This is a genomic window from Streptomyces sp. NPDC031379, assembly GCF_055569615.1.
The window spans coordinates 195,145-207,562 of sequence record NZ_JBVIIT010000009.1 but is presented as its reverse complement, the minus strand read 5'-3'; the positions used below and the strand labels follow the sequence as shown (position 1 = coordinate 207,562).

Here is a 12,418-nt window from a genome sequence, read left to right as displayed (position 1 = left end):
AGCCGACGCTCTTCGGTAGGGCCAGGCACTGCCGGTCAGGACCTGTTCGACGCGGTCGCTGCCGCAGGCGGCGAAGATGTCCGCGGCCCGTCGCAGGGAGGCGGCGCAGGTGGCGGCCATCTCGTCCGGGTGGATCTCGCTGTAGGCGAGGCGGCTGTGGTCGTCGACGGCGGAGTGGGCGTAGCCGCCGTCGGGGACCCGGCCGAGTTTCCTGACGTCGACGTGGACCAGCTCGCCGGGCCGGTCGCGCTCAAAACGGGGGATGTGCAGGCGGTGGGCCGGCCCAGGAAGGCCAGAGGGTTCAGGTCGTGCCGCGTGGGGATGCGGTGCACGGTGGGGGCGGGCAGGCCCAGGATCGGTCCCGGGCATGCCGGGCCCGAGCTTGCGGTCGTGTCGCAGCCGGCAGACACGGGCTTGGGTCGTGGGGGTGGTCCGGTGCGGGGTCGTGCGCGGACGTCGCGGACGGCTGGGCAAAGAGAGCACAGCAGGCCCCACCTCGTCCGAGGCAGACGACGGGGCGGCACAGTCGCTGGTGCTGTGCCGCCCATGATCGCCTGGCTCTCGGCTCGGAACCTGGGTTGGAAGAGTTGCTGAAGTGGTTGTTCGCTCCTACCTGTCCGCCAGGGAAACAACCCACCGATCTCCTGCGGACCAGTGACTACGACCTGTGGAGCCGGTTGCGGGAACTCCTGAAGGGCCAGGGACTCGATCCGGGCCGGACGGTCGTCGTCGACCTCTTGCAGGAGGGCCCCGATCACGAGGACGGCCAAGTCATCTCCGAAGACGGCAGGGTGTACAGGTTCACCCTCTTCTATGACCAAGCAGCGGAGCACGGGGCCCGCAGCGCCTACCTCGACGGCTGGACCGACATCACCGATTCATGGCGGATCGGATCGCTGGCCACCCGAACAGCAGACGCCTTCGCTTGGATGCCTTCGCCCAACGAGTCGAGTTGACCGCCGGCGCCGGGGCGGTCGACCGCTGGCTCGACCGAGTGTCTGACTACGCGGCGACCTTCGGGTGACGATCGCGAAGTCCGAGGCCGGCTCCGCATCCGCTACGAGCGCCGTGCCGACCTCCACCAGGGCCTGCTCGAACTGGCCTGCAGCCTCATCTGCCTCCGCCGCCTCAGGACTTCATTCTGAAACGATCAGTTACATGGCACGCTCCTGAACGGGATCCAAGGATTCCGGGTGATCTGGATCATCGGCCGGTGCGGCGGCGCGCAGCGCCGCCTCAACCCGGCGGTTGCTGGTCATGGTCGCGGTGACGGTGGTCATGGTGAGGAGGAGGCCGGCGGCGGTGTAGAGCGGGGTGCGTACGTCGTAGGTGGTGGCCAGCCAGCCGCCGAGGAAGGCGCCGAACGGGGCGGCGCACATGGCGAGCATGCGGGAGGTGGAGGCGACCCGGCCCATCAGGTGGGCGGGGACGATCGCCTGTCGGAGGGAGGGGCCGAGCACCATCGTGGCGCCCATGCCCGCGCCGCAGACGGCGAGCGCGAGGCCGGCGACGTACGGGTTCGGGGCGGCGGCAAGGCCCAGGACGGCGAGTCCCTCGACTGCGGCCGTGCAGGTCAGCGCGGTGCCGGTGCCGAGTCGTCGGCCGAGGAAGGAGGCGATACCCGCGCCGAGCAGACCGCCGGTGGCCTCCGCCGTGAGGAGCAGGCCGAAGCCGAAGGTGTCGATGCCGAGACGATCGTGCGCGAAGAGGGCGAGTACGGTCTCCACGGCGAGGAAAGCGATGTTCCCGACCGCCGGACGCAGCGCGAGCCCGAGCAGCAACTGATCCCGGAATACGTACGAGGCGCCGGCCCGGGCCTGCCGCAGCAGCGACTCACGGGCCTGCGGTACGGGCCGGGATGCGGCGGGCAGCGACCGTACCAGCAGTGCGGAGAGCGCGAACGAGACCGCGTCGGCGAGCAGCGGAGCCGCCCGCCCGAGCGCGAGCAGGGCACTGCCCGCGGGCGGCCCGGCGAAGCCGGACGCGGCGGTCTGGGTGCCGCGCAGGCGGGAGTTGGCGCGCTCCAGGAGCGCGGGGTCGCGGCCGAGCAGATCCGGTAGATAGGCCGTGGCGGCCGTGTCGAAGAAGAGTCCGCCGAGGCCGAGGAGGAAGGCGACGGCCGCGAGCAGTGGAATGCTCAGCACGTCGAGCGCGGCCGCTGCCGCCGGTATCGCGAGCAGCACCGCACGCGCCGCGTCCGTCACCCACATCGTGCGCCGACGGTCCCAGCGGTCCACCAGCGCACCGCCGAGCACACCGAAGAGCAGCCACGGCAGCGTTCCGGCGGCCGTGACGACGGCGAGCGCCATCGGATCCCGCGTCAACGTCAACGCGAGCAGCGGCAGCGCGGCATGCGACACCCCGTCACCGAGCGAGGACACCGTCTGCGCAGTCCACAGCCGTCCGAACCCGGTCGGCAGCTTCCGAACGTCCGAGGTCACTTGGCGTCCCCTTCGGCCTGCTCGCGCGATGCCGGGTGGAACAGTGCGAAGACGAGTGACGCGTCCGGCAGCGACGGATCGGACAGCTCCCGGTACTCGTCCGCCAGTGCCTGCAGCCGCGCTCCCAGCTCCGCGAACTGCTCCTCGGTGAGCCGCAGATGCGCCATCCGCACGTGCCGCTCGGCATCCACCGGCGCTGCCTCCAGGTCCGCCACCGCATGCCGCATCAGCACATCCGGGCCTCCCTCGCCCGGATCCGGCAGCACGATCGCCCGCGCGGCCATTGCGTAGTACCGCTCGGTGACCCCCCGGACCTTCCGACTTCGTACCACCTTCACCAGGCCGGCCCGCTCCAGCAGCCGTACGTGGTAGCTGGAACTCCCCTTCGCAAGGCCCACGCGCTCGGCGATCTGCGTAATCGTCGCGGGCTCGAAGCGGAGCACGGCCATGATCCGGTGACGCGTGAGATTGGAAACGGCGCGTAGCTGCTCGTCAGTGGTGACGTGGAACGTCTCGGGAAGATCATCGGTAGGCATGCACCCAATGGTCAACACTTCTTGACCATTGGGCAAGGGAGTTCTGTTCGGGCTTCCGGAATCGGCTGTCCAGCACGTGAGGCCTTCGCTCCTGTCACTCTCCTTCTCGACCTTGCTCGACCCGCACCCGGGCGCCGGGCAGGGGGCCGGGCGGCCCCGCTGAGCCTTCAGAAAACCCCTCACACCCGGGCGACCCGCGAGGATGTGCCTTCAGCTGACACCCCGGCCTGTTGCTCGACGAGCCTGGGAGCGGCCACCTGCGCCACACTCACCCTGGGTGGTGGCGCCTGGCTCGCGGGCCTGCTGTAGCGGTGCTGAGGCGCGATCCGGATTTTTCGGAGTTCGGCGGTCTGCGGATGTCGAGAACGTGTCACCGGCTCCGTCCCAGGGACATCAGCGGCCACCACCGGCCGCACAAGGAAGAAGGAGAAACCAGCATGGCGATTCAGCGGATGGACAACGTCGGCATCGTCGTCGAGGACTTGGATGCCGCCATCGCGTTCTTCGTGGAACTCGGTATGGAGCTGGAGGGCAGGGCGGAGATCGAGGGCCTCTTCGCCGACCAGTGCACCGGACTCGACGGCGTCCGCTGTGACATCGCGATGGTCCGGACCCCGGACCGTCACAGCCGGCTCGAGCTGGCCAAGTACCGCAGCCCCGCGGTGATCAGCGCCGGGCCGCGCAACCGGCCGCACAACATTCTGGGCACGCACCGCGTCATGTTCGCCGTCGACGACATCGAGGACACCGTTGCCCGCCTGCGTCCTCACGGCGCCGAACTCGTCGGCGAGATCGCCCGGTTCGAGGACAGCTATCTGCTCTGCTACCTCCGCGGCCCGGAGGGCATCATCATCGGACTGGCCGAGCAACTGCGCTGAGAAGGAGTGATGCCTTCCACGCCCCCCACCTGGTACCGCGCTCAGAGTTGCGAGGCTGTCATGCCGCCGGCCGTGCAGCGCCTAGCCGGGGGTGCCCAGGGCGGTGTCGGGCCGACAGTGCACGCACGGCGGGACCTGCCACCGGAGTGCGTCCAGGGCCTGCCGGCGTGTGGCGGGACGGCATCGGCCGCAACCGACACCCAGGAGCGCATCCTGCGCCTCATTCGCCAGCACATCGCTGATCACGGTGAAGCGCCGACGATGCGGCGGATCGGGGCGGCTGCCGGGATGCGCAGCCGGGCCTCCGTGCACTACCAGCAGGGTGAGCTGCAGGTGCAGCACGGCTGGTGGAGCCGCGAGGAGATTGCGCGGGACAAGTTCCGGCGCTGGGTCGGCGAGTACGGCGGCATGTCCGGCGTCTGCGTCATCCTCACCGACGAAGAGAGTGCCGACGTCCTGGTCGCCTGGCCCGAGCAGCGGTAGGCCCGCGCCGGCTAGAGATCTTCAATGGTGCGGGTTACGTCGGGCCGTGACGGCTGCCGGGGTCCACGCTGTGCCTCCCGGGCCACGGGGGTCTAGGTCGACCGCCATCAGTCGCTGCGGTTGCGGCACTTCGTTGCGGTACGGCCGTGACGACCCGTGGGGCTCCGTCTCCGTCGACTCAGACTTGAACGTGTTCAAATTCCATGCCAGGCTGCGGGCCACGTCCTTGATCTCCCCGGTCGCGCACGCGACCTGTAGAAACCGCTGGAGGTGGAGCGTGTTGCGTTCCTGCCGGACCGCGCTGGTCCTCCTTGCCATGGCTCTCGCGCTCACGGCCTGTGGCAGGATCTGGAACCGGCCGCCGCCCGAGGGTGAATCCGTCGTGCTGAAGCCGGCAGAACTCACGACCACATGGACCGACGCCAACGGCGGCACCCTGACGCTGAAGCCAGATGGAACTTTCACCGCCAACCACGTATGCGGCGACTGGATGGGCGCCTCGGACTGGAACTGGACAGGACCCCGGTCAGGATCGGGCACCTGGAAAGCCGACTCCGGCACGGCAGGGACCGCCGTCTGGCGGTCGTTCGACGCCAAAGGCCCCAAGGGGGATGACGTGGGAGACTCCCTTGGCGCTCTGCGGCATGGAAAGACTCTGATGCTCTGGACCCGCGTGGGCGACGAGGACAACGACGATCCCCACTGCATTCTGACTAGAGATCTTTAGCAGCTGGCGGCGGTTGAAAGTTTGGGGAGATTGGCCGGCCATCTCTTCAAGGGCGACCAACGCCCTCGACGGGGTTGAACTCGGGGGCGTACGGCGGCAGCTGGTAGACGGTCAGCCATGGTCAGGTGGTGACCGGCTCGCCCATGGTGCGTCTGACGTGCGTGTTCAAGGTGTCCCGAACCAGAACGACGGGGCCGCCGAGCTGCCGGTGCGCGGCGTCCAGCAGGCGGGCGTAGTCGGTCTCGGTGAAGCCCTTGCGGCAGCCTTTGGCAGGACCTCGGTCGAGGTGGATGCGGTAGATCAGCCGGGACCGGTGACCGGCGCTGTAGGGTTCCTGGCTCATGACCTGGGTAGCCAGGTTCATGAACGGGACGATGCCGGTGCGTTCTTCGGTGCGGCCGAACACCTTCGCGGCGTGGACGTCGTAGGCGGCGAGGTAGGCCAGGGCACCGCCGCGTCGGTAGCTGTGATTGAGGCGCATCGCCCTGGCCTTGCCGGGGGCGAGGGTGGGGTGGCAGCGGCACCGGGCCTGGAGGGAGGTCTTCTCGTCCGCGCTGATCACGTACTCGTCATCGCCGAGCACGCTCTCTCTCGGCAGGCAGCCGGCGGGCCGGCGACTTGACCTCGGCGGCCTGCACCGGCGTGAACGAGGAGGGGCGGCCGCAGCGTTGACGGTCTTTGAGCCCGGGCAGGCCCGCCTGGGCGAACCGGCCACGCCGGCGGCGCACGGTGACCAAATGCAGGCCCGTCTCCCCGGCGATGCATGCGTTGGAGCGTCCACGCGCGGCGTGCAGCACCACCGGTGCACGCACCCGCAGCCGGTGCTCGGTCTTGTGGCCGTAGGCCATCTTCTTCAACCGCACGCGTTCGGCGGCACTCGGGGCTATCGGACAGGGGGTGCGGACGGGCATGGCGGGCGAACCGATCGGCCGAAGTGGATCACTGGTACCTCGCAGCCTGTCCCGCCCGTCACCGCCCCAGCCCCCGCGATGACCGGTGCAAGAGGCCACTTGGACAGGGAAAACGCAACTTCGACATGGCCCGCAAAGACAGCTACCTTCACCTGGTCCTCAGCGATCGCCCACGGTCGCACAGGAGTTCCTTCAGGCTGAGCCACCCGCGACGGGATGAGTCGGTCACGCCCCACGAACCCTCGCCCCCAGGCGTAAGCCACCGAACCGGGTGCACACCAGGCACCCCCAACCAGGGAGAGACGCATGCCCCATCTTGCGCTGTACACATTCGGCGTCCTGAAGTCCCCTCTCGCCGATCCCGGACCTCTCACAGGCGAGTTCTACGACATTGGTGAGGCCGTCTACCGGAAGATCAGTCAGCACCCCGGGTACCTCGCGCGTGCTGAAGCGGCAGACGGTGACCGCGGCATGCTCTTCGAGGCGGACTGGGGTGCATGGGGAGAGTTCGCCGTACCGACCTGGTACGGCAAGGGCCGTACGGTGGAGACCACCGCCCTGGCCGCGACCCTCTCACTCTGGACCGACCTGCGCTCCGCCTTCGACGCCGTCTACACCGGTCTGCACCGTGAGGCGCTGAACAGGCGTTACGACTGGTTCGAGAGGGCAGGGCACCCGAATTACGTGTGCTGGTGGGTCTCCGACGGCGTGATACCCACCTGGCAGGACGGGGTTTCCAGGCTGGAACACCTCCACGACCACGGCTTCGCGCCGCACGCCTTCACCTTCCACCACTCGTTCACCCCGGAGGGAACTCCGACCAGGATCAAAGGCGTCGGGCCGAAGAGCGACCAGGTTCGCTGACAAGGAAGCCTGAACGACTGGGTTCGCTGTCGAACGCCTCGATTGAACGACGGCGAACAGACGCGTCTGCGCCACGGCGGATCCGCCAGTACCTGGGGCTTCGCCCTCTACCTCGCGAGCGCCGATGAGTACCAAGACGCCATCCTGCCCACCAGCGGCTTCGCCGGCACCCCGAGCGCTCGCGCCGGGGGCAGACCCGCCACGAGGGGCTGGACGGCTGTGCAGTCGGGCGCTCAGGCGGCTTCGGAGTGTCGTCGGCCGGTCCGCGGACGTGCGCGGGGGGCTTGCCTGCCGCCAGGGATCAGGCGCAGGTGCCGAGGGTGGGCGTGGCGGGGTCGTTGCGGGGTGCGGGTCAGCCAGTCCTCGATGCGGTCCATGGCGTACAGCAGTACGGCCACGACCGGCAGCAGCAGGCAGGCGACGATGGCCACGGTGTCGGGCTCCCTCCCGGCGGACAGCCGCCTACGGGTGCCCAGGCCGCCCCCGGCCACCGGTCCGCTCGTGTGAAAGTCCCGTGCACCTTCGCCGCCTGCTATTACAGGGGCCGGCGTCCGGCGACCGCCCCGCCCGGATCGTCCAGCAGAGCGATGCGGGCGGTGACGCGTTTGCCGACCGGCTCCCGCTGCGCCTCGAAGCCCTGGGCAACGGCCATGACGATCTCCAGACCGTGCTGTCCCACCCGGCCCGCGTCCGCGGCCCGGGCCACCGGCAGCACCGGATCGGAGTCCCACACCACGACCTCGACCGTGTCACCGGTGATCCGCAGATCCAGCAGCACCGGCCCCGGCGCGTACTTGCGGGAGTTGGTGATCAGTTCGCTGACCACCAGCTGGGTGAGGTCCATGGCGCGCTGTGAGACGGGCAGCCCGTGCTCGGCCTGGACGCGGGTGAGGAAGTCGGCGGCCAGGTGGCGGGCCAGAGCGATGTCCGTACCGTCCCCGTCCAGAGCCACCGCAGTCTGTATGGCCTGCTCGTCCGGCGCAGTGCCGTCTTCCCCCACGGGAACTGACCCCACCACGGCCGCCTCCGGTACCTCGTCTCCAACCACCGCACGTACCCCCGCACACACGGCTGACGCCGCGCCCCCCTGGCGTGTCCGCCACACCTGGGCATGGGCACCCCAGGTGGTGCAGCACTGCACGCCGAGGGGCGGGTATGCCAGTATCACCGGCATGGCTGAAGGAGAAATGGTGAACGCCGAACAAAGCGCGCAGCCAGGTGGGTTGTCGGCCGTCATCACCGCCCCCGACGGCATCCGCGTGGTGACCCTGGCCGGGGAGATCGACCACCACACCGGCGACACGCTCCGCCAGGCTCTGGACGTCTCCCACACACCCCGGCCCCGCGTCGTGGCCGACCTGCGGCAGGTGACCTTCATGGACTCCAGCGGCATCAATATTCTCATCGCCGCCCATCGCGCTGCCACCGAGGCCGGCGGCTGGCTACGTCTGGCCGCCCCCGGCGAATCCGTGATGCGCACCCTGGCCCTCGTCGGGATCGACACCGTCATCGACTGCCACGACACCCTCCACCAAGCACTCAGCTGACAGGCCCCATCGGCGGGACCAACGGCAACGACGGGGCCCGGCTCGTACTCGGGAACGACGGCAACCTGATCGTCATGCGTGCCGCGGGCGGCACCCTGTGGGAATCGCGCGCCCCCGTCGCGGGCGCCGACCAGAAGCCATCTCCCGTGCCGCCGACGGCGCGAGTTTCCTCTTCGGTGCCGCCTGCCCCGCACGCACGCAGGGACTCAACAGGCGGATCACTGAACCGGCTTGAGGCCGGCTCTCCATCGCCGCGGCCAGATGCTGACCGGCAGGTGGCCCGGGATCGAGCGCGGTGCGCCGGCTGACGAGCAGGTGGCGGTGCTGGATGCCGGCCAGCGGCGGTGGGGGCAGGCAGCCACCGCTCATCGGCTGGAAGTGCCCGACCGAAGAGCCGTCGGCTGCGCGTCCTGCCGCATCTCGGCACTGGCCGCCTCATCCAGGCCCACGCAGATGACGCCGGTGCGCTGGAGTCGCTGCGGATCGGCCTGGACGAGTACACCGGCGACCGGTCCCTGCCGATCCGCCCGCCCGCAACCGTGCAGGTGCTGTCACTGGCTGGACAGGTGGCTGGACAGGCCACGCGGCGGCACGGTCCCGCGCAGCCCCCAGCCCACAGCCCTACCCGCTACTCAGGAAAACCTGCCTCTGACACCACGTCACCGGAAGGTCGCCCTGATCGCGTCACCACCACGTCGGTACACGCCCCAGGGCGGAACCACGTGGGGTGATGGCTGTCCGCGCGGTCCGGGACACCTCGCGCGGGCAGTGCCACTGCCGCCTCATGCCCGTCACCGGTGAGGCCCGCGAGCTTCGCATGCTCCTGCTCGGCAGATCGGACCAGGGCGAGAGACCGGAATCAGTTGCCGCCGACGACGCCGGAGGCCGCGATCTCCACCTTGCCCTTGAGGGCGCCGGACTGCGAGCCCAGGGCCTCGATCTGGTCCACGAGTTCCTGGCCCTCGACGACCTCGCCGAAGACGACGTGCTTGCCGTCGAGCCAGGGGGTGAGGACGGTGGTGATGAAGAACTGCGAGCCGTTGGTGTTGCGGCCGGCGTTCGCCATCGACAGCAGGTACTTGCGGTCGTGCTTCAGCTCGAAGTTCTCGTCCGCGAAGGTTTCACCGTAGATGCTCTTGCCACCGGTGCCGTCGTGGTTGGTGAAGTCACCGCCCTGCAGCATGAACTGGGGGATGACGCGGTGGAAGCCCGAACCGGCGTAGCCGTAGCCGTTCTGGCCGGTGGCCAGCTCACGGAAGTTGCGCGCGGTCTTCGGGACGACCTCGTCGAAGAGGTTGAAGACGATGCGGCCGGCGGGGGCGCCGTTGATGCTGATGTCGAAGTAGACGTTACTCATGGGGTTCATCCTGCCACCCCCGGTGCCGACCGCGGCGAACAGCCCGCCGGTCGCCACAGCACGGGCAAATACCGCGCTCGGTGACGGGCCCGGTACCGATCCCGCGACCCGGGCGGACGCGAGCGCAGCGGCACTCTCCCAGGCGATGCCGACTGCGCGGGGGCGGCGGCGTCCTTCCAGCCGTGAGGTTGGTCCGGGAGCCGTTGCAGACGGTGCAGTGGCGGGCGCGGACGCCGAACCCTGATCGGTTCCCGGGCGGGGGTGGACGGCCGCGTTCGGATCAGGACGCGGGGTCTTGGACGCCAGAGCGCCGCGTCGCTCTTCCGCTCCCGATCGGCCCGGCCCGTCCCTGCGGGCGGGGCTGTCAGCGGCGGCTGGCAGCATGTCCGCATGACTCGCGACGATCTTGACACCCTGTTCGCCTCCCCCGCGGCCCTGCTCGCCGCCGGCCCCGAGGCCCTCCGGGACCTGCCCGCCGCGGGCGGTGGAGCGGGCCGCGAGGCCTACGCCCAGGCCGTCACGATCCTCGACGGAGCCGAGGTGCCGCGGGCGGAGTTCGCCTCGTGGCTGCACTTCGGCGCGAAGGTCCTGGGCCACGACGCCTACGCCGACCTGGTCGCCGAAGCCGAGCCGGGAATGCCGTGGCGAACCGTCTGGGCCTGGTGGCGGCCGGTCGGCGCCTACCGGGCCAAGCCGAACCTGAGCGGGGACGCCGACGTCGAGGTCCACGAGGCGCCGGACGGCCGTCTCCTGCTGAAGCTGTGGTCGCAGTGGACCCAGGAGCGCTGGCTCGATCCGGCCACCGGTGTACGGGTCCCCGCCCCCGTCGACGGCGAGTTCACCGAGCGGGCCTACGACGCCCCCGTCGAGGGGCCGGTCCTCTTCGACCCGGACGACGACCACGGCCTCCACCAGCCCGACACCTGGGAGGAGCCCGCACCCCTCGGCGGCGACCGCGTCATGTTCTTCGAGCCGCGCGGCGTCGTGGTCCTGGAGCCCAACGGCGCGGCGGCCGACGGGCCGACGGGCTCCGAAGCCGTCTCCTGGGGCGCGGGCGGGCCGTGGTTCACAGGGCCGACGGCAGCCGAAGCCCCCCTGGACGCCGCCCGCCTGGAGGAGGCGTTCGACGCGGACGGGATGGTGCTGCTGACGCAGGATCAACTGCCCGCCGCCCTGACGCACGCGCCCACACGGGCGCTGGCCGTCACAGCGGGGCTGCCGACGTGGTTCGCCGCAGGAGTCGCCACGTTCACCCTGGCCTGGAACGACGGGAAGGCGCACGGGCTGGAGCCCGACGAGAACGGCCTGCTGCACCTGGGCACCTTCGAGCTGGCGTACGCCGACACCGGCCGGGTGCTCGTCCACCCCGAGACGGGCGCGGTGTCGATGGTTCGCAACGGCCAGGGGCCGTTTCCCTTCGCCCGGGACACCGAGACCTTCGTGCGGCTGCTGGAGACCGTGTACCGGTTCATGGGCGCCTGCTGGAACTCGTACCCGGGCGAGCACGGCAAGCGGGACTTCCTGAGCGAGGTTGCCGCCCTCGAACCGCTCTCGGTGAACGAGGAAACCCCCGCGGCGGACGTCTGGGGGCACCTGTTCGCAGCCATCGTCGAACTCAGCCCGTGGGGCTTCTGACACAGACGCCCCGGCACCGGGCAGCCGAGCAGCCGAGCAGCCGAGCAGCCGAGCAGCCGGGCAACGCTGCCGGCCCAAGCGCAGGGTGCACCGGGACCGTCTCAGGAAGGGTGGACTGAGGCCCCAGCCCGTGGAATTCGAGTGATCATGCCGAAGGTATATGCATGTCCCGCCCGGACATGATCGTCCGACACGCATGCTCAGTAGTGACCCGCTTCTGACGACTTGTCGCGGAGCGGCTTGCTCGGAACGTTGTCGGCGGCAGAGAAGGGCTGGAGCGTGTACGAAACAGGAAACAGCGCGGCGGACCGCAGCAGGGGCGCTGCCATGCCGGTGCCGCGTATGCGGCGGGGGGCGTGGGGGCTGGGGGCGCTTGTCGCGGCGATGCTGCTGGGGGCGTCGTTGCCGGGAAGCGCTGCCGCGGCGCAGGGACAGCCTGCCGCAGCGGCGCGGGCCACGGCGGCGAGTGAGCCGGAGTGCATCCAGCCGGGGAGCGCGCGGCTCAACCCGGGGTTCTACTGGCGGAACGTGCTCGGTGCCCGGTTGGGTGAGGGAGTGATCCACGAATCGGCTACGCCGAACCCGTTCGGCGGGCGGATCGCCCCGGGGTCGACGTTCACGTTCAGGTGGCGTCCGGAGACCACACGCAACCCCGTGGGGGCGCAGTACCACGTCCACCGGGTCAATCTGGCATCGATCATGGCGGTGGCCCAAGTGGAGTCGGTGGCAGGGCCGGGCAGTCTCGCCGGGACGACACTGAGCGCCCAGGAGACGCCGCCGCAGAAGCTGGGGGACACCCTGGTCAGGTTCCGGATCAGGCCAGGGACAGAGGGACGGACGGCCACCCTGTCATCGGCCGACCACAGCCTCACGACGAAGTGGCTGTTCACCAACATCAACAACATCTGGGAGAACACCGGAAGCATCACCTTCACCGTCGCCGGCCGCGCCGGCCTCGGCTGCGAATCGTCGTCGATTCTCGGGTAGCGGGACGACAAGGTGACGCGTCGGTCGGCGTCCTCGGAATCGCGGGGCTCTA

General features: G+C 69.9%; 15 protein-coding genes and 3 pseudogenes. 9 read left to right on the top strand and 9 right to left on the bottom strand.

From position 1 onward, the window contains the following. Positions 1-474: pseudogene (locus ACZ5CW_RS15810) on the bottom strand (transposase family protein); the annotation flags it as partial. Positions 475-578: 104 nt separating this feature from the next. Between ACZ5CW_RS15810 and ACZ5CW_RS15805 the strand changes: the two are divergent. Beyond that, on the top strand, positions 579-956 hold the full coding sequence (locus ACZ5CW_RS15805; RefSeq protein ID WP_468601476.1) for a hypothetical protein: 378 nt from the start codon (positions 579-581) through the stop codon (positions 954-956). Positions 957-1,043: 87 nt separating this feature from the next. Next, positions 1,044-1,145 (top strand): annotated as a pseudogene (locus ACZ5CW_RS15800) (IS5/IS1182 family transposase); the annotation flags it as partial. 9 nt (positions 1,146-1,154) lie between these two features. Here ACZ5CW_RS15800 and ACZ5CW_RS15795 read toward each other — a convergent pair. Together ACZ5CW_RS15795 and ACZ5CW_RS15790 are read right to left on the bottom strand one after the other, a co-directional pair. Next, entirely contained in the window at positions 1,155-2,441 is a 1,287-nt protein-coding gene (locus ACZ5CW_RS15795; protein ID WP_468601474.1) for an MFS transporter, read from the bottom strand. Further along, positions 2,438-2,977 (bottom strand): ArsR/SmtB family transcription factor, encoded by a 540-nt coding sequence (locus tag ACZ5CW_RS15790; protein WP_468601472.1) that lies wholly within the window; start codon positions 2,975-2,977, stop codon positions 2,438-2,440. Before ACZ5CW_RS15790 ends, ACZ5CW_RS15795 begins: the two co-directional genes overlap by 4 nt. A 437-nt stretch (positions 2,978-3,414) precedes the next feature. Between ACZ5CW_RS15790 and ACZ5CW_RS15785 the strand changes: the two genes are divergently transcribed. Further along, positions 3,415-3,855: a VOC family protein gene (locus tag ACZ5CW_RS15785; protein WP_468601470.1), complete on the top strand. Its 441-nt coding sequence runs from the start codon at positions 3,415-3,417 to the stop codon at positions 3,853-3,855. Positions 3,856-3,936: 81 nt separating this feature from the next. Here ACZ5CW_RS15785 and ACZ5CW_RS15780 read toward each other — a convergent pair whose 3' ends face one another. Continuing rightward, complete coding sequence (locus ACZ5CW_RS15780; protein WP_468601600.1) at positions 3,937-4,059, bottom strand: DUF6233 domain-containing protein; 123 nt, start codon at positions 4,057-4,059, stop codon at positions 3,937-3,939. Between ACZ5CW_RS15780 and ACZ5CW_RS15775 the strand changes: the two genes are divergently transcribed. After that, a complete protein-coding gene (locus tag ACZ5CW_RS15775; RefSeq protein WP_468601598.1) occupies positions 4,015-4,338 on the top strand; it encodes a LexA family protein in 324 nt (107 codons plus the stop codon). The genes ACZ5CW_RS15780 and ACZ5CW_RS15775 overlap by 45 nt on opposite strands. A gap of 316 nt (positions 4,339-4,654) precedes the next feature. Continuing rightward, positions 4,655-5,065: a hypothetical protein gene (locus ACZ5CW_RS15770; protein ID WP_468601468.1), complete on the top strand. Its 411-nt coding sequence runs from the start codon at positions 4,655-4,657 to the stop codon at positions 5,063-5,065. Between the two features lie 14 nt (positions 5,066-5,079). On the opposite strand, the pseudogene ACZ5CW_RS15765 reads toward ACZ5CW_RS15770, so the two are convergent. Continuing rightward, positions 5,080-5,387: pseudogene (locus ACZ5CW_RS15765) on the bottom strand (transposase); the annotation flags it as partial. A 247-nt stretch (positions 5,388-5,634) separates the two neighbouring features. Then, positions 5,635-5,928 carry a helix-turn-helix domain-containing protein gene (locus tag ACZ5CW_RS15760; protein ID WP_468601466.1) on the bottom strand — a complete coding sequence of 98 codons (294 nt, stop codon included), beginning with the start codon at positions 5,926-5,928 and terminating at the stop codon, positions 5,635-5,637. Positions 5,929-6,282: 354 nt separating this feature from the next. On the opposite strand from ACZ5CW_RS15760, the gene ACZ5CW_RS15755 reads away from it, so the two are divergent. Next, entirely contained in the window at positions 6,283-6,840 is a 558-nt protein-coding gene (locus ACZ5CW_RS15755) for a DUF3291 domain-containing protein (protein WP_468601464.1), read from the top strand. Between the two features lie 233 nt (positions 6,841-7,073). On the opposite strand, the gene ACZ5CW_RS15750 is transcribed toward ACZ5CW_RS15755, so the two are convergent. Both ACZ5CW_RS15750 and ACZ5CW_RS15745 read right to left on the bottom strand, forming a co-directional pair. Next, positions 7,074-7,271: a hypothetical protein gene (locus ACZ5CW_RS15750; protein ID WP_468601462.1), complete on the bottom strand. Its 198-nt coding sequence runs from the start codon at positions 7,269-7,271 to the stop codon at positions 7,074-7,076. A gap of 104 nt (positions 7,272-7,375) precedes the next feature. Then, complete coding sequence (locus ACZ5CW_RS15745) at positions 7,376-7,840, bottom strand: ATP-binding protein (RefSeq protein WP_468601460.1); 465 nt, start codon at positions 7,838-7,840, stop codon at positions 7,376-7,378. A gap of 172 nt (positions 7,841-8,012) precedes the next feature. Here ACZ5CW_RS15745 and ACZ5CW_RS15740 point away from each other — a divergent pair, with 172 nt between their 5' ends. Further along, positions 8,013-8,387, top strand: a complete 375-nt coding sequence (locus tag ACZ5CW_RS15740) for an STAS domain-containing protein (RefSeq protein WP_468601458.1) — start codon at positions 8,013-8,015, stop codon at positions 8,385-8,387. 859 nt (positions 8,388-9,246) lie between these two features. Here ACZ5CW_RS15740 and ACZ5CW_RS15735 read toward each other — a convergent pair. Further along, a complete protein-coding gene (locus ACZ5CW_RS15735; protein WP_468601456.1) occupies positions 9,247-9,744 on the bottom strand; it encodes a peptidylprolyl isomerase in 498 nt (165 codons plus the stop codon). A gap of 390 nt (positions 9,745-10,134) precedes the next feature. On the opposite strand from ACZ5CW_RS15735, the gene ACZ5CW_RS15730 reads away from it, so the two are divergent. Continuing rightward, positions 10,135-11,379, top strand: coding sequence for an SUKH-4 family immunity protein (locus ACZ5CW_RS15730; RefSeq protein WP_468601454.1), 1,245 nt, complete (start codon positions 10,135-10,137; stop codon positions 11,377-11,379). Between the two features lie 279 nt (positions 11,380-11,658). After that, positions 11,659-12,366 (top strand): hypothetical protein, encoded by a 708-nt coding sequence (locus tag ACZ5CW_RS15725; RefSeq protein WP_468601452.1) that lies wholly within the window; start codon positions 11,659-11,661, stop codon positions 12,364-12,366. Positions 12,367-12,418: the final 52 nt, after the last annotated feature.